The organism is Ilumatobacter sp., assembly GCF_049588435.1.
Lineage (GTDB): Bacteria > Actinomycetota > Acidimicrobiia > Acidimicrobiales > Ilumatobacteraceae > Ilumatobacter_A.
The window spans coordinates 1-14,640 of the sequence record NZ_JBAVYV010000114.1; the positions used below are offsets into that span (position 1 = coordinate 1).

The 14,640-nt window shown below is 66.4% G+C and carries 15 protein-coding genes and 2 pseudogenes; 10 read left to right on the forward strand and 7 right to left on the reverse strand.

Annotated features, from left to right (window positions below):
* From WBV89_RS04155 to WBV89_RS04165, 3 genes and pseudogenes are all read right to left on the reverse strand, one after another.
* A pseudogene (locus WBV89_RS04155) lies at nucleotides 1-609 on the reverse strand (acyl-CoA dehydrogenase family protein); the annotation flags it as partial.
* A 17-nt stretch (nucleotides 610-626) separates the two neighbouring features.
* Nucleotides 627-1,700 carry an NAD(P)-dependent alcohol dehydrogenase gene (locus tag WBV89_RS04160; protein WP_423980078.1) on the reverse strand — a complete coding sequence of 358 codons (1,074 nt, stop codon included), beginning with the start codon at nucleotides 1,698-1,700 and terminating at the stop codon, nucleotides 627-629.
* Nucleotides 1,701-1,748: 48 nt separating this feature from the next.
* Entirely contained in the window at nucleotides 1,749-2,780 is a 1,032-nt protein-coding gene (locus WBV89_RS04165; protein ID WP_423980079.1) for a TIGR03857 family LLM class F420-dependent oxidoreductase, read from the reverse strand.
* A 66-nt stretch (nucleotides 2,781-2,846) separates the two neighbouring features.
* Between WBV89_RS04165 and WBV89_RS04170 the strand changes: the two are divergent.
* From WBV89_RS04170 to WBV89_RS04200, 7 genes and pseudogenes are all read left to right on the forward strand, one after another.
* Nucleotides 2,847-4,487: pseudogene (locus WBV89_RS04170) on the forward strand (AMP-binding protein).
* A 48-nt stretch (nucleotides 4,488-4,535) separates the two neighbouring features.
* Nucleotides 4,536-5,447 carry a fumarylacetoacetate hydrolase family protein gene (locus WBV89_RS04175; protein ID WP_423980080.1) on the forward strand — a complete coding sequence of 304 codons (912 nt, stop codon included), beginning with the start codon at nucleotides 4,536-4,538 and terminating at the stop codon, nucleotides 5,445-5,447.
* Complete coding sequence (locus WBV89_RS04180; protein WP_423980081.1) at nucleotides 5,440-6,519, forward strand: DUF7064 domain-containing protein; 1,080 nt, start codon at nucleotides 5,440-5,442, stop codon at nucleotides 6,517-6,519. The genes WBV89_RS04175 and WBV89_RS04180 overlap by 8 nt, the downstream gene beginning before the upstream one ends.
* Before the next feature lie 136 nt (nucleotides 6,520-6,655).
* A complete protein-coding gene (locus WBV89_RS04185) occupies nucleotides 6,656-7,243 on the forward strand; it encodes a DoxX family protein (protein ID WP_423980082.1) in 588 nt (195 codons plus the stop codon).
* 52 nt (nucleotides 7,244-7,295) lie between these two features.
* Nucleotides 7,296-8,297 (forward strand): NADP-dependent oxidoreductase, encoded by a 1,002-nt coding sequence (locus WBV89_RS04190; RefSeq protein WP_423980083.1) that lies wholly within the window; start codon nucleotides 7,296-7,298, stop codon nucleotides 8,295-8,297.
* A 227-nt stretch (nucleotides 8,298-8,524) separates the two neighbouring features.
* On the forward strand, nucleotides 8,525-9,094 hold the full coding sequence (locus WBV89_RS04195; protein WP_423980084.1) for a PRC-barrel domain-containing protein: 570 nt from the start codon (nucleotides 8,525-8,527) through the stop codon (nucleotides 9,092-9,094).
* Nucleotides 9,095-9,105: 11 nt separating this feature from the next.
* A complete protein-coding gene (locus tag WBV89_RS04200) occupies nucleotides 9,106-9,537 on the forward strand; it encodes a PRC-barrel domain-containing protein (RefSeq protein WP_423980085.1) in 432 nt (143 codons plus the stop codon).
* A gap of 19 nt (nucleotides 9,538-9,556) precedes the next feature.
* On the opposite strand, the gene WBV89_RS04205 is transcribed toward WBV89_RS04200, so the two are convergent.
* Nucleotides 9,557-9,910: a DUF805 domain-containing protein gene (locus tag WBV89_RS04205; RefSeq protein ID WP_423980086.1), complete on the reverse strand. Its 354-nt coding sequence runs from the start codon at nucleotides 9,908-9,910 to the stop codon at nucleotides 9,557-9,559.
* Nucleotides 9,911-10,004: 94 nt separating this feature from the next.
* Between WBV89_RS04205 and WBV89_RS04210 the strand changes: the two genes are divergently transcribed.
* On the forward strand, nucleotides 10,005-10,493 hold the full coding sequence (locus WBV89_RS04210) for an SAM-dependent methyltransferase (protein WP_423980087.1): 489 nt from the start codon (nucleotides 10,005-10,007) through the stop codon (nucleotides 10,491-10,493).
* A 2-nt stretch (nucleotides 10,494-10,495) separates the two neighbouring features.
* Here the strand turns inward: WBV89_RS04210 and WBV89_RS04215 are convergent, their stop codons facing one another.
* Nucleotides 10,496-11,302, reverse strand: coding sequence for an SDR family NAD(P)-dependent oxidoreductase (locus WBV89_RS04215; protein WP_423980088.1), 807 nt, complete (start codon nucleotides 11,300-11,302; stop codon nucleotides 10,496-10,498).
* 400 nt (nucleotides 11,303-11,702) lie between these two features.
* On the opposite strand from WBV89_RS04215, the gene WBV89_RS04220 reads away from it, so the two are divergent.
* Both WBV89_RS04220 and WBV89_RS04225 read left to right on the forward strand, forming a co-directional pair.
* Nucleotides 11,703-11,924 (forward strand): hypothetical protein, encoded by a 222-nt coding sequence (locus tag WBV89_RS04220; RefSeq protein WP_423980089.1) that lies wholly within the window; start codon nucleotides 11,703-11,705, stop codon nucleotides 11,922-11,924.
* The gene (locus WBV89_RS04225; RefSeq protein WP_423980090.1) at nucleotides 11,921-12,961 is read left to right on the forward strand and encodes a 1-acyl-sn-glycerol-3-phosphate acyltransferase; all 1,041 of its coding nucleotides are present in this window, start codon (nucleotides 11,921-11,923) and stop codon (nucleotides 12,959-12,961) included. Before WBV89_RS04220 ends, WBV89_RS04225 begins: the two co-directional genes overlap by 4 nt.
* Here WBV89_RS04225 and WBV89_RS04230 read toward each other — a convergent pair.
* Both WBV89_RS04230 and WBV89_RS04235 read right to left on the reverse strand, forming a co-directional pair.
* On the reverse strand, nucleotides 12,934-14,064 hold the full coding sequence (locus WBV89_RS04230) for a lysylphosphatidylglycerol synthase transmembrane domain-containing protein (RefSeq protein WP_423980091.1): 1,131 nt from the start codon (nucleotides 14,062-14,064) through the stop codon (nucleotides 12,934-12,936). The genes WBV89_RS04225 and WBV89_RS04230 overlap by 28 nt on opposite strands.
* A 25-nt stretch (nucleotides 14,065-14,089) precedes the next feature.
* The coding region (locus WBV89_RS04235) for a patatin-like phospholipase family protein (RefSeq protein WP_423980092.1) at nucleotides 14,090-14,640 on the reverse strand (551 nt) is incomplete at its 5' end.

Genomic DNA, 14,640 nt, shown 5'->3' on the forward strand with positions numbered 1-14,640 from the left:
ATCGACATCGTCGATCGCCACCACCTGGTCGTCGTTGACAGGGCAGCCGTCGAACGTCAGGGACACCGTCCCCGTGGCGGCGAACACCGGCAGATCGAGCGGCGTGACGACGACGCCCGGGCCACCGTCACCGGGCAGCATCGACCAGTGGATCCGACCATCGTCGGTCTCCGCGGCGACGCAGAATCGTCGGGCAATGCCCCACGACGTCGCCCACGGCGCGAAGCCGTCGAGATACCACCGGCCGTTGCGGCGCGTCGCTCGGATCGCCGGTGTGCCCGACCGGCGGACGTGGGCGAACGCGGTCCCTGCGATCAACTCCCCGGCGCGCATCGGGCCGTCGAGTTCGTCGCGGAGTTCGTCGTTGGTCGACGACATCAGAGTTCGCAGAACGCCGTGATGTTGTACCCACACGAAGAACGTCGCGCCACACCCGCCTCCGATCGCCGCGATCGTCCGCCGCGCCTCGCTGGGCGGAAGGTCGGTGAGCGAGAACAGACCGGAGTCGGCCAGTTCGGCGAAATGTGACGGCGGGATCGTCGAGCGGTCGACCTCTTGTGCCACCGGAAACAGGACGTCATCGGCGATGCGACGGGCGCGGGCGATCACGATGCCGGGCCTGCGACTCAGAAGACGAGCACCGGTTTGATGACCGAGCCGCTCGTCGACGCTCGTTCCGCCTCGTTGATCTGATCGAGGGTGAAGGTCGTGATCAGCTCGTCGTACGGGAACTCGCCCGCGGCGTTCAGTCGGGCGAGGTACGGGATGAAATCGTTGGGCGTCGAGTCGCCCTCCATCACGCCGGTGATCGTCCGACCACCGATCAGCGAGAGGAAGTCGAAGGTGAGGTCGCCGAACCCGACGCCGGCGAGTCCGATCGTGCCGAGGTTGTTGAGCCCGTCGAACGATGCACGGACGACCGCGGCGTTGCCGGTCGTGTCGAACGCGTAGTCGGCCCCGCCACCGGTGGCGGCGTGGATGCCCGCGGTCAACTCGGCCGGTGTGCCGGAGAGCGTGGTGGTCGCTCCGTACTTCGTGGCGAGTTCGAGACGACTGGCGTGGCGGTCGATGGCGATGATCTGGTCGGCGCCGGCGACGCGTGCCGCCATCACCGCGCTGAGCCCGAGCGCTCCGGCACCGGTCACGACGACCGATGAACCCGGTCGCACGGCGAGCGTGTTGAGGATCGCGCCGGCGCCCGTCTGGATCCCGCATCCGAGCGGGCCGAGCTTCGCGAGGTCGTAGGACGGATCGACCTTCACGACCGACGTCCGGGCGACGACCGAATGGCTGGCGAACGACGACTGCCCGAAGTAGTGCGAGCCGACCGAGTTCCCGGACGCGTCGGTGAACGCCTTCGATCCGTCGAGACGTCCACCGGCCATGTTCGAGGCGGTGAAGTTGAAGCAGTACGGCAGCTTGCCCGCGTCGCACGCGGCGCACGATCCGCAGTGGTTGAACGACAGCACGACGTGATCGCCGACCGAGAGGTCGTCGACATCGGCACCGACCGCTTCGATCACACCGGATCCCTCGTGGCCGTACACCTGTGGTCCCCCGAAGAACTCGGGAGGAAGTTCCCGCGCGAGCAGGTCGGTGTGGCACATCCCGGACGCGACCATCCGCACCAGGACCTCGTCCGAACGGGGAGCCTCGAGCTCCAACTCCTCGATCGTGAACGCACCGCTTCCGGTCCGCATGACTGCTGCTCGTACCTTCATGTTCGTACCTCCATCGTCGTCACCATGTCAGGGTCGGGTGTACGCGTCGAGAATCGGAGCGAGTTGGGTCGGCGTCGCTCCGTGGAGGATGACGGCATCCGCACCGAGCGCGAGCTGGTCGCGCACGGCGGCGGCGCACTGGTCGGCGGTCCCGGTCGCGCTCGGAGCGAGCCACTCGTCGGGGATCAGCGTGGCGATGTGTTCGAGTTCGGCCGTGGTCGCCTTGTCGTCGATCGCGCCGCGGAACCCGGCGACCATCGGGTCGGCGCGGAACGCCGCGAGTGTCGCCGGATCCCATCGGTTCGTCTCGACCATCAGGTCGCCGTACGCCTGGAGGTAGGTGGCGAGGCGACCGACACTCTTCTTCACGCGGAGCGGTTCGTCGATGTGGTCGCCGATCGTCGCGAAGCACGACCACACCCGAACCGAAGCCGGGTCGCGGCCGGCCCGTTCGGCGGCATTCTTCACCGTCTCGACGGAGCGGGCGAGCGTCTCGTCGGTGAAGAACGTGTGCAGGATCACGTCGTCGAACACCCGCCCACCGAGTTCGAGCGAGCGTGGCCCGAAGGCGACGAGGCCGAGTGGAATGTCGGCATCGAAGTCGGGATCGAGCCGCAGGACGGGCCACGAACCGTTCGGGCCGTCGTGGCCGATCACGGTCTCACCGTGCCAGAGGCGCCGCATGAGGAGTGCGAAGTCCTCCATCTGCGCCGTCGTGATCCGGCCGATTCCGTATGCGTCCTGGAGCGGAGCGATGCCGCGGCCGATCCCGAGCGTGAAACGCCCGCCCGTCAGGTAGTGCATCGTCGTCGCGTACGACGCGGTCACGATCGGATGTCGCGTGTTGTGGTTGGTCGCGCCCGTGATGATCCGGATGTTCTCCGACACCGCCCCGGCGGCGCCGCTCAAGGTCGCCGCCTCCTTGATGTTGTAGCGCTCGGAGATGAACGCGGCGCCGAGTCCGAGCGTCTCGGCGTCGCGGACCTCGGCGATCAGGTCCCGAGGGGAGTCGGGAGCGCCGGCGAGCGTGTAGAAGCCGAGTTCTGGATGTTGAGCCACGGCGCGACGGTAGACGCTGGCGCGGTACGGTCGAGAGTGGGGAACAGTTCGACAACGGAGGGGGACATGAGCGCATCGATCGACCGTGGGGGGACTGAGCCGCCGTTGCTCGACGAGACGATCGGGGCGAACCTGGCCGCGACCGTGGAGAGATGTGCCGAGCGTGAAGCGCTGGTGGTCGCTCACCAGGGAGTCCGCCAGACATGGACCGAGTTCCACGACACGGTCCTGGCCGTTGCGAAAGGTCTGATCGCCTGCGGCATCGAGAAGGGCGACCGCGTCGGGATGTGGAGCCCGAATTTCGCCGAGTGGATCTACGTCCAGTACGCCACGGCTGCGATCGGCGCGATTCAGGTCAACATCAACCCGGCGTATCGGACGACCGAGCTGCAGTACGCGCTGGAGCAGTCGGGGTGTCGCATGCTGGTCACGCGCACCGAGTACCTCACCTCGGGCTACCGCGGCATGGTCGACGCGGTCCGCGACCGCCTGCCTGCCCTCGAGTCGGTCGTGTACTTCGACACCGACGACTGGACCGACCTGATCGCCGCCGGGCAGGTGGTGAGCGACGACGACCTGACCGCGAGGGCCGATTAGCTCTCACCCGACGACCCGATCAACATCCAGTACACCTCGGTCACCACCGGGTTCCCGAAGGGTGCCACCCTCAGTCACCGCAGCATGCTCAACGATGCGCTCCTCGTCGGATCGGCGTGCGGCTACACCGAGCTCGATCGGGTCTGCATTCCGGTTCCGCTCTATCACTGTTTCGGAATGGTGATGGGCGACCTCGCGTGCTCGGTCTCGGGAGCGACGATGGTCCTCCCGTGCCCGACCTTCGATCCCGACGCGGTCCTGCGGACCGTCGAGGCGGAGCGGTGCACGTCGCTGTACGGGGTGCCCACGATGTTCGTCGCCGAACTGGGTCACGACTCGCTGGCATCGTTCGACCTGTCGACCCTGCGCACCGGAATCATGGCCGGGTCCCCCTGCCCGATCGAGGTGATGCGCAAGGTGATCGACCAGATGAACATGGCCGAGGTGACGATCGCCTACGGGATGACCGAGACGTCGCCGGTGTCGACCCAGACGACCGCAACCGACTCGATCGAACACCGGGTCACATCGGTCGGGCGGGTCCTGCCACATGTCGAATCCAAGATCGTCGACCCGGCGTCGGGCGAGGTCGTCGAGCGCGGGGAGGAGGGGGAGTACTGCACCCGCGGGTTCCACGTGATGCTCGGCTACTGGGACGACGAGGCGAAGACCGACGAGGCGATCGACGGTGACGGGTGGATGCACTCCGGCGATCTCGCCACCATGGACGAGGACGGCTACGTCAACATCGTCGGGCGGATCAAGGACATGATCATCCGCGGCGGGGAGAACATCTACCCGCGTGAGATCGAGGAATTCCTCTACACCCACCCGGCCGTCGCCGACGCGCAGGTGATCGGCGTGCCCGACGAGAAGTACGGCGAGGAGGTCATGGCCTGGGTCCAGCTCACCGCCGACGCCACGCTCACCGAGACCGAGCTCCGTGACTTCTGCCGCGGGTCGATCGCCCACTTCAAGGTGCCGCGCCACATCCGGTTCGTCACCGAGTTCCCGATGACGGTCACCGGCAAGGTCCGCAAGGTCGAGATGCGTCGGACGTCGATCGTCGAGCTCGGTCTCGAAGCGGCCGCGGCGACCGAAACCGCCTGAGCCGCGTCCGGTGCAACCGGGATCGCCCCCGCCGACGATGATGGCCTCATGGGTTTCCGTCTCGCCAACGTCGCCGGACGCGCGGCACTCGTGATCGACGATCGGTGGGTCGATCTCGCCACCGCGTCCGAGGGTCGACTGGGCAGCGACGCAGTCGACGTGCTCGCCGCACCGGCGCAGCTGTCCGAACTGAGCGAGCGGTTGTCCGACTCGGAGCTGTCCGGTCGACTCGCCGATGTCGACCTCGGTCCGCCGGTCCCGCGTCCCGCCCAGGTGTTCGGCGTCGGCTTGAACTATCGGAACCACGCCGCCGAGGGAGGCATGGAGGTTCCCGAGGTGCCGGTGATCTTCACGAAGTTCCGGTCGAGCATCGCGGCACCGGACGTCGCCATCGAACTCCGCAGCGACTTCTGTGACTACGAGGGCGAGTTGGTCGTCGCGATCGGTGTCGGTGGCCGCGACATCCCCGTCGACCGCGCCTGGGAACACGTCGGTGGTCTGTGTGTCGGCCAGGACGTGTCCGATCGAGCGGTTCAGATGGCGGCGACGCCGGCACAGTTCAGCCTCGGGAAGTCGTTCGACACATTCGGTCCGATCGGCCCCGTCCTCGTGTCACCCGACGAACTCGCCGACCCGTCGGAGCTGCACATCACCACGCTCGTGAACGGAGAGGTCCGCCAGGAGGGTTCGACCGCCGACCTGATCTTCGACATCCCGACCCTGGTGTCGTACCTGTCGCACATCACCACGCTCGCACCCGGTGACCTGATCTTCACCGGGACACCGGGCGGTGTGGGTGTCGCCCAGGGCCTGTTCCTCGCCGATGGCGACGTCATCACCACGACGATCGACGGCATCGGCACGATCACCAACCGCTGCCGGCGCATGGCGGACCACCCCAACGCAACGACCATCCCCGCGGGCTGGAGAGCAGCCTGGAAAGCGAGCACCGATGAGTGAGCAGACGTCCGACGAGATCGTCGTCGTCCTCGAGCCGGAGGACGAGTACACGCACGTTCCCGACGAGGCCGAGAACTACAACGAATCGATGTACCTCAACGCCTTCGACATCGGATTGCAGGGTGGAGGATGGTTTCGGCTCGGCAACCGCGTCAACGAGGGATACGCCGAGATGACGGTGTGCCTCTATCTTCCCGACGGTCGCGTCGGCTTCATCTACGACCGTCCGAAGATCGAGAACAACGATCGGATGAGCGCGGGTGGGCTCACGATCTCGGTGGTGGAACCGTTCGAACACCTGACGGTGGAGTACTCCGGGAGTGTGTGTCTGCTCGACGATCCGAGTGAGATGGCCGACCCCCGGGCCGCCTTCCGCAACAACCCGATGGTCGATTGCACGGTGTCGCTCGACTATCGCGGCGTGTCGCCGATGTACGGGGGAAAGCCGCAATACGCCGACGGGCGCGAGGTCGAGGTCGAGGCCGGGAAGAGCTTCGCCAAGGCGCATTACGAGCAGCACTGCTCGGTCACCGGCACGATCACGGTCGGCGCTCCCGACTCGGGTGGCGCCGGCACCGTGATGGAGATCGACGGGCTCGGTCTGCGCGACAAGTCGTGGGGACCGCGGTACTGGCAGGCGCTCACCTGGTACCGCTGGCTGCCGATGGTGTTCAGCGACGACTTCGCGATGATGCTGTCGGTGATCGATCGCGGGCTCGATCGTGACGGTGTGCCGCGGGATCCGGCAGCGAGCGGGATGGTGCTGGTCGGCGACGAGTACCACAAGGTGCTCGACTGTCGGATCGACGCCGACTACGACGACAACGGCGAACAGACGACGATGCGTGCGTGGGCGAAGACCGCCGAGCGCGAGTACGAGATCACCGGCGAGGTGCTCTCGATGATCCCGTTGCGCAATCGCCGTACGACGCCGGACGGCGAACAGCTCCACACCCGGATCACCGAGGCGATGACGCGCTACGAGTGCGACGGCCAGGTCGGAATCGGGATGAGCGAGTTCCTCGACCAGGTGGTCGACGGCTGGCCGATCGGCGTTCCCGCGCCCGTCTGACGCCACCCGACCCGGCGATCTCGTGAACTGTTCGCGCACGGAGCGCCGGACAAGTTCACGAGAACGGGGATGCGCTGTGGGTCAGTTTCCGTGTGGCAAGGTTCGGTCAGCGGCTACGACATGAACGGAGATTGAGATGGCAGTGACAGATTCTCTCGAGAACGCGCTCGGTGATGGCGGCCAGACGAAGGGCATGTGGGCGTGGACGGCACTGCGTCTCGCCCTGGGTTGGTCGTTCGTCTGGGCGTTCTTCGACAAGATGTTCGGCCTCGGCTTCTCGACGTGTCGGGTCAGCGTCGACGGGGCAGCCACCAACACGATCGACGTCATGTGCGACTCCGCCATGCTCAAGGGAGGGTCGCCGACGTACGGGCTCCTCGAGTTCGGCACCCAGGGAAGCCACACCGGTGGCCTGTTCCGCTGGATGGCGTCGTCGGGTCCGGACACGATCGGGATTGCCGACGTGTTGTTCATGCTCGCTCTGTTCTGCGGCGGCTTCGCACTCATGCTCGGCGTCGGTGTGCGCATCGCAGCCATCGGATGTGCGCTGCTGATGTTCTTCATGTTCCTGGCGCTCGACGTCTGGCCTGACACGAACCCGATCAACAGCAGCCACACGATCGAGATGCTCGCGTTCCTCGGAATCGCGACGGTCGGCCCCGGCCGGTTCGCCCTCCAGAACTGGATGGTCAGGACCTTCCCGTTCATGAGTTGGGCGAAATAGCGCTCTCCCGTACGGATCGTCGGTGCGCGGGGCGGCGTGCCACGATCCCTCGATGACAACGACTCGTCGCGTCACCCTCGCTCGTCGACCCACGGGGACGGCCACACCCGACCATTTCGTCATCGAGGACGTGGAGCTCGACGATCTCGAGCCGGGCCAGGTGCGGGTGGCCGTCGAGTACATCTCCGTCGACGCCGGAACCCGCACGATGCTGCGCGGCGAGGGATTCCACATGCAGGTGGGGATCGGCGAAACGATCCTCGCCGGAGGTGTCGGTCGGGTCATCGAGTCCGCGGCGGAGGGCTGGGAAGCCGGCCAGGCGGTCACCGGCGGCTTCGGCGCGCAGACCGTTGCGACGGTGCCCGCGGCGCATCTGGTGAGGGTCGACGACTCGCTCGGGCCGTTGAGTCTTCATCTCGGTCTGCTCGGCGGTTCGTCCGGTGTCACGGCGTGGATCGGCATCCGCGAAGTGGCCAAGCCTCAACCCGGGGACGACTTCGTCGTCTCGGCGGCCGCGGGAGCGGTCGGATCGATCGCGGGACAGATCGCGCAGCGCGACGGCGCTCGCGTGATCGGGATCGCCGGAGGGCCGGACAAGGTGCGCCACCTGATCGACACGCTCGGGTTCGAAGCGGCGATCGATTACAAGAACGACGACGTCGGCGCCCGCCTGAAGGAACTCTGCCCCGACGGCGTCAACGGGTTCTTCGACAACGTCGGCGGGCCGATCCTCGACGCCGTGCTCGACAACATCGCGATGCACGCCCGGGTCACGATCTGCGGCGCGATCTCCCAGTACGACGACATGGACGACATCACCGGACCGTCGATGTACCTGCGCCTCGCGGAGCGGCAGTCGCGGATGGAGGGCTTTGCCTTCTTCCACTTTCCGCAGAGCATCGAGCCGGCGATGCGCGAACTCGCCGAGTGGGCCGATGACGGCTCGATCGTGATGACGGAGCACGTGCTCGAGGGCATCGATCGGTACCCCGAGGCGATCCAGTTCATGTTCGAGGGCGGCAACATCGGCAAGCTGCTCGTCAGCACCGTGTGAGCGCTCCGCCCGTTTGAGAACGGGGGTTCCGGGACACCCTCCTCCCAGACCAGCAGCCCCGCCGGTCGTGGACAGACGGAGACCGACATGGACCTTCTCACGATCCTCTTGATCGTGCTGGTGGTTGCCGCCATCGCGGCAGTTGCCTTCACCTTCGTCAGGAGGAGGCAACGTTCGGGAACGATCCTTGCGTCCCCTGATTCGATGCACGACGCACCGGGTGAACGATGACCGACCAGCTCAATCTCATCCGAGCCGGCGAGGTCGGCGGCCTGCCGGTCGTGACGATCGAGGGCGGCGAGGATGCCGCCGAGATCAAGGACGTGGTCTACGACGGCACACACCACCACCTGATCGGCTTCACCCTGAATCGACGCGGTTGGTTTCGCGGATCGATGAAGGCCACCCTCGAAACCGCATCCGTCGTGGGGATCGGTCCCGATGCCGTCATGATCGCCGACGAGGCAGCGATGACCGACCGGGGACAGACGTCGGAAGTGCTCGATTCACCCGGTGACGCTCACGTCGTCATCGGCAATGACGTCCTGACCAGTTCGGGAACCGTGCTCGGAACGGTCGTCGACGTCATCATCGAAACCGGAGCCAACCCGCAGGCGGTCGGCTACGAGGTCGAGACCGACGACGGCTCGGTCTTCGTTCCATCATCCGCTCAGATGGCACTGTCCGGAACCAACCTCGTCGTCCCGGCCGAGGCCGAGGAGTTCACCCGCAACGACCTCGTCGGATTCGGCGCCTCGGTGTCCTCGTTCCGTCAACTGCTCGGAGATCAGTCATGACCGTTCATTCCATGAAATCGATGTCGGGTCAGTCCGTCGTCGCGATCGACAACGCCGAGGAGATCGGCAAGGTCAAGCACTTCGTCGTCGCACCCGATGTCGCTCGGATCGAGCGCCTGCACATCGACGGACGCAAGAAGAAGGCATTGTTCGCCGAGTGGCAGGACATCGAGTCGTTCGGATCCGACCGCGTGATGGTCACCGCTGCCGACGCCGCCAGTGGATCCGACGACGACCGTGATCTGGATGCAGCCAAAGGCAGTATCGACCTGATCGGATCGCGCATTCTCGACACCGCGGGCTTCGAACACGGCACCGTCGCCGACGCTTCGTTCGACGCGGACACCGGTTCGATCGTCCAGATCACCTCGAGCGAGGGAGGCGACGTCACTGCGGACAGGATCCACAGCCTCGGTTCGTACGCCGTTGTGGTCGACGCCTGAGGTCGACCGCCGCCGAGGATCAGTCCTCGGCTGCCGCGCCGTGCTCGTTCGGGCCGACGCTCGGTTGGACGAAGAACACGATCATGATGATCCACCCGATGAACGGGATCAGACCGATCAGGAGAAACCAGCCGGATTTGCCCGTGTCGTGGAGTCGCCGGACGCTGATCGCGATCCCGGGAATCAACAGCGCGAGCCCGTACACGATCTGCAGCACGCCGAAGATCCCGGCGATCTGGGCCAGGATGCCGATGAGGACCGAGATCACGAAGTTGACGGCGACGAAGCGCCAGAAGCCACCGACCGACGTTCGGCCCGAGAAGTCGGCATACCGGTTGAGAGCGTTCTTGTAGGCCGCGAGAAATGATTCCATGATGACGATGTCGCCTCTTCCGTAGTGGTTCGTCGGTCACCGTAATTCATCGAGCGTGCTGGGCCGGGGACCTCGACTGTGATCTACTCGGGTCATGACGGAATCGGAACGCCCCGCGACCAGCAGTGTGACACTCACCCCGATCGGTCGAGTCGAATGCCCGCGCGTCGAGGCGATCGACGATGACTGGGGTGCGATCGACTCGGTGATCCACCTCGACGGTGAACAGTTCACCGAGGAGGTGCTCGCGGGTCTCGGCGACTTCTCCCACATCGACGTCGTGTACTTCTTCGATCGTGTCGACGAATCGAAGATCACGCTCGGATCGCGCCACCCTCGGAATCGTCCCGACTGGCCACTCGTCGGGATCTTCGCGCAGCGCGCCAAGGCGCGACCGAACCGGCTCGGCGTCACCACATGCGAGTTGCTCGCCGTGTCGGGACTGCACGTGACGGTGCGCGGCCTCGATGCGATCGATGGCACCCCGGTGCTCGACATCAAGCCCCACGTCCGCGAGTTCCAGCCCCGCACCCCGGTCGAGCAGCCGGATTGGATCGGGGAGTTGATGGCCGGCTACTGGTGAGCTCAGCCCGCGTCGTTGGATTCCTGCCAGCGTCGGCCGACGTCGGCGTACATCTGAGGTGTCGGCAACGCGAGCAACGATGCTCCGCCGTCGACGCACAACGTCTGGCCGGTGATGAACGAACCGAGTTCGCTCGACAGGAACATGACCGCGTTGGCGATGTCCTGCGACGAGCCCATGTGGCCGAGTGGCGTCATCTCCCGGATCGCCTGGATCGCAGGTGCCACGCTGAACACGCGGGCGGTCATCGGCGTCTCGATCAGCGCGGCGGCGACGGTGTTGAACCGGATGCCCGCCTCGCCGTACTCGACGGCTGCGATCTTCGACGCGTACTCGAGGCCCGCCTTCGCGCTGGCGTACGCGGCGAGACCGCGCGCCGGATTCTGCGCCGTCAGTGAACTGATCGACGTGAACGCACCACCGTTGCCGAGGTCGCGCATCGCGTTCCCGGCGTGGCGGATGCAGTACATCGCCCCCTGGATCTGGACGGCGTGCATCGCCGCGAGGTCATCGGGTTCGAGGTCGGCGATGGGCGTCGACTGCTCGTAGCCCGCACAGTTGACGAAGACGTCGAGTCGCCCGGTGCGCTCGACGGCGGTGTCGACGAGCGACCGCACCTGCGCATCGTCGGTGATGTCGCACCCGAGTCCGATGCCGCCGATGTCGCCGGCAACCTGGTCGACCACGTCGGTCCGGCGGGCGGCGATCACGACCGTGGCACCCTCCTTCGCAAACGTGCGGCTGATCGCCTCGCCGAATCCGCTGTGTCCGCCGACGACGACGGCGGTGGTGTCACTGAACAATCCCATCCGCAGGACCGTACCGGGAGCTTCCATCGCACCGAGAAGCCTGCGAAGCTGGGACGATGATGACCGCAACCGAACACGCTCCCACCGTGGCTGTGCCGGCGCCGATCGTCCAGGGCCCGGTCGCCCCGTCGCTGCGACCGAGCGGCGTGAACCATCTGGCGATCTCGACGACCGACATGAAGGCCCAGCTCACGTTTTGGGGCGAAGTTCTCGGCTGCCCCACCAAGGCGCTCTACTGGATGCACGGCGTCGAGAACGCATTCCACGGATTCGTCGAGTTGTCGGAGAAGTCGTACGTGGCGTTCGTCCAGCACCCGGACAACGCGTCTGAGATCCAGTACGGCGTCACCCACGCGGTGAACCCGGGCGCATCGACGAACGCCAGTGGATCGATCCCGAGGTGCAGGACCTGTGCGGGATCTCCGCCGACGAACTCGCACGCCTCAAGAACCCCGATCCGATCGAGATCGGCACCGAGCCCGTGTCGCAACCGGCGCGTGACGACGCCAAGCCGCGGATGCACTATCCGGACGAGATGTACGCGTTCCTGATGGGGAGCTCGGACGCAGACATGTGGAACCGCACCAGCGAGGCGACCCCGCCGGTCCCGCTGTCCGAGTGAGCGCACCCGCACCTGTGAGGCTTCCGCCGAAGATCATCCGCCGCCTCTTCGTCGCGCCCGCTGCCGGTGCAGCGGTCGTCTTCGCGTTCAGCTTCATGCCCCTGTGGGCGGTCGTGGCGGCCTTCGCCTCGCGCTACGTCCCCGGTCGGTGGCGGATCCTGCGCGTCTCCTGGTTCCTCTTCGTCTACCTCGCGCTCGAACTGGTCGGTTTGGTCGTGCTCTTCGGACTCTGGGTCGGATCGGGCTTCGGGTGGAAGATCGGGACGCCGCGATTCGTGGATCTCCACTATCGCTTCATGGGCTGGTTCCTGCGCCGTGCGCTGGGTGCCGGACGAAAGACGTTCAACGTGACGATCAACGTCGAGGCACACGACGTCGCACGGACCGAACGTCCGCTGATCGTGTTCAGTCGCCATGCCGGTCCGGGCGACTCGTTCCTGCTGATCGACGCGCTGCTCAACGGACCGAACGGACGACGCCCCCGGATCGTGGTCAAGGACACCCTTCAGTGGGATCCCTGCGTTGACGTGATGCTCAACCGGCTCCCGAATCGGTTCGTCGCGCCACACGGCGGGGCCGGCCACGGTGCGGTCGAGGCGATCGCGGAGCTGGCCTCGACGATGGGCGCGGGCGATGCCTTCGTCATCTTCCCTGAGGGCGGCAACTTCACCGCGAAGCGCCACGCGCGGGCGATCGAGAAGCTCGACGAGATCGGACGAGGGGATCTGGCCGAACGCGCCCGTGGGATGGAGCACCTGCTTCCGCCGAAGCCGGGCGGAGCGCTCGCCGCGATCGAAGCTGCACCGGGGGCCGACGTCATGTTCGTCGGTCACGTCGGACTCGACGGTCTCTCGTCGATCGTCGACATCTGGCGCGGCATCCCGATGGATGCCTCGGTCTCGGCCACCTACTGGATCACGCCGGCCGAGGACGTGCCGGCGCCCGCCGAACGGGAACGGTGGCTCTACGACCGGTGGGAGCAACTCGACGACTGGATCGACGGGGTCATTCACCCACCGGTCGACTCCGCGTCGTAACCGGTCTCGCGGGCCGACGCAGCCGCCGCATCGTGGGCGAGCACCGCAGCGACCCGACGCGCCGAACGTCGACGCCACAGGACGAACGACGTCGAACCGAGGAGCATCCCGGGGAGGAAGGTGAGCGTCCGCCAGATGAGCACTGCGGCGAGCGCGTCGGCGGCTGTCGCGTTGCCGGCGCTGACGAGCAGTGCGGCAAGCACCCCGTCGACCGTTCCCAATCCACCGGGTGAGATCGGGATGAACGTACCCAGACGACTCACACCGAACGCGAACAGCGCCGTGGCGAACGTCGTCGATCTCGGCTCGCCGCGTTGCAGTCCCTCGAGGGCGACATCGAGCACGGCGAACTGGCTCAACTGGATCGCGATGTGCGCGGCGCTGATCTGGAGCCAGCGTGTCGACAGGAGGACGTGGGTCGACTCGCGGAACCGCACCAAGGCGTCGCCCCAGCCGCGAGCGCGGTGGCGCTTGATCAGCCGCAGGAAGAAGTTCGCGACGCGTTCGGCCGCGACCCCGACGCGTCGGGCGACCTGGACGCTGCGCACCAGGGCGCGGAGGAGAAGCGCAACGACGGCGAAGCCGGTGAACCCGGCCGCGATCGTCAGCCACCACGTCGGTGTGCTCTCTCCGGCGGCGACCAGGAAGCACACGCCGACCAGGGGCATCATCAGCGTGGCGAGGATGTTCCAGAGCGCGGTGACACCGGTGGCGCTGGTCGCGCGCGTCCGGTTGACACCTTCGTCGGCGAGCATCGCGTACTGGGTCGGGAGCACGATCGCCCCGCCGCCCGGGATGCCGTTGCTGATCATGAACGATGTGGTGGCCACGCTGAACGCGGCGCGATATCGGAGCTCGGGAAGGACGGCGATCCACTGGGTTGCGTAGACGATCAAACTCAGCGCGGCGGCACCGATCAGTGCGAGCAGCCAGTGCGCCGGGAGACCGAGCGCCGCATCGGTCGCCTTCTCGAAGTCACCGAACTGGGGCAGGATCCCGAACAACGCGATGGCGATCGCGGCGACCGTGACGACCCCGAGAATGATCTGGCGACGCCGCGATGGTTGCGGCACCGAGATCATCTCGAGGGGTGGCTCGCTCATGGCAGTGGACCGAGATCGTGTCGACTCAGTGGTCGAGTCCGTCGAGGTAGATCGCCGATTCACGGCGCGCGTTCTCGATCAGGTCGTCGGTGTCGCTGAAGTCGCTCCAGTTCAATTGACGCCGATCATCGGGTTCGAGTGTGTGTCCGCTGGGGAGCAGGTGTGAGATGACTCCTTCGGGGAGTTGGTCGTTGAGGGTCGTGAAGCGGTGTCGGCGGGAGATCTCGAATGCCACCACGCCCGCCTCGTACCACCGCTTCGGAACCCTTAAGCGCTGTTCGACGCGTCCGACCTGCAGCACGTAGAGCGTGGTCGCGCCGAGTTCGATCGCGCGGCTGATCGGGACCGAGTTGACGAGGCCGCCGTCGTAGAAGTGTTCTCCGTCGACCTCGACGGGAGGGAAGAGCCCGGGAATCGACGACGAGGCGAGGAGGGCCGGCATCAGTCGCCCCGTGCTGAACCACGTCTCCGACGCTCGCTCGATCGATGCGGCGACGCACTCGAACGGGATCGTGAGGTCCTCGAAGCGACGCACGGGCAACTGGTCGGCGAGCCAGTGCTCGAATGCTCCGTGGG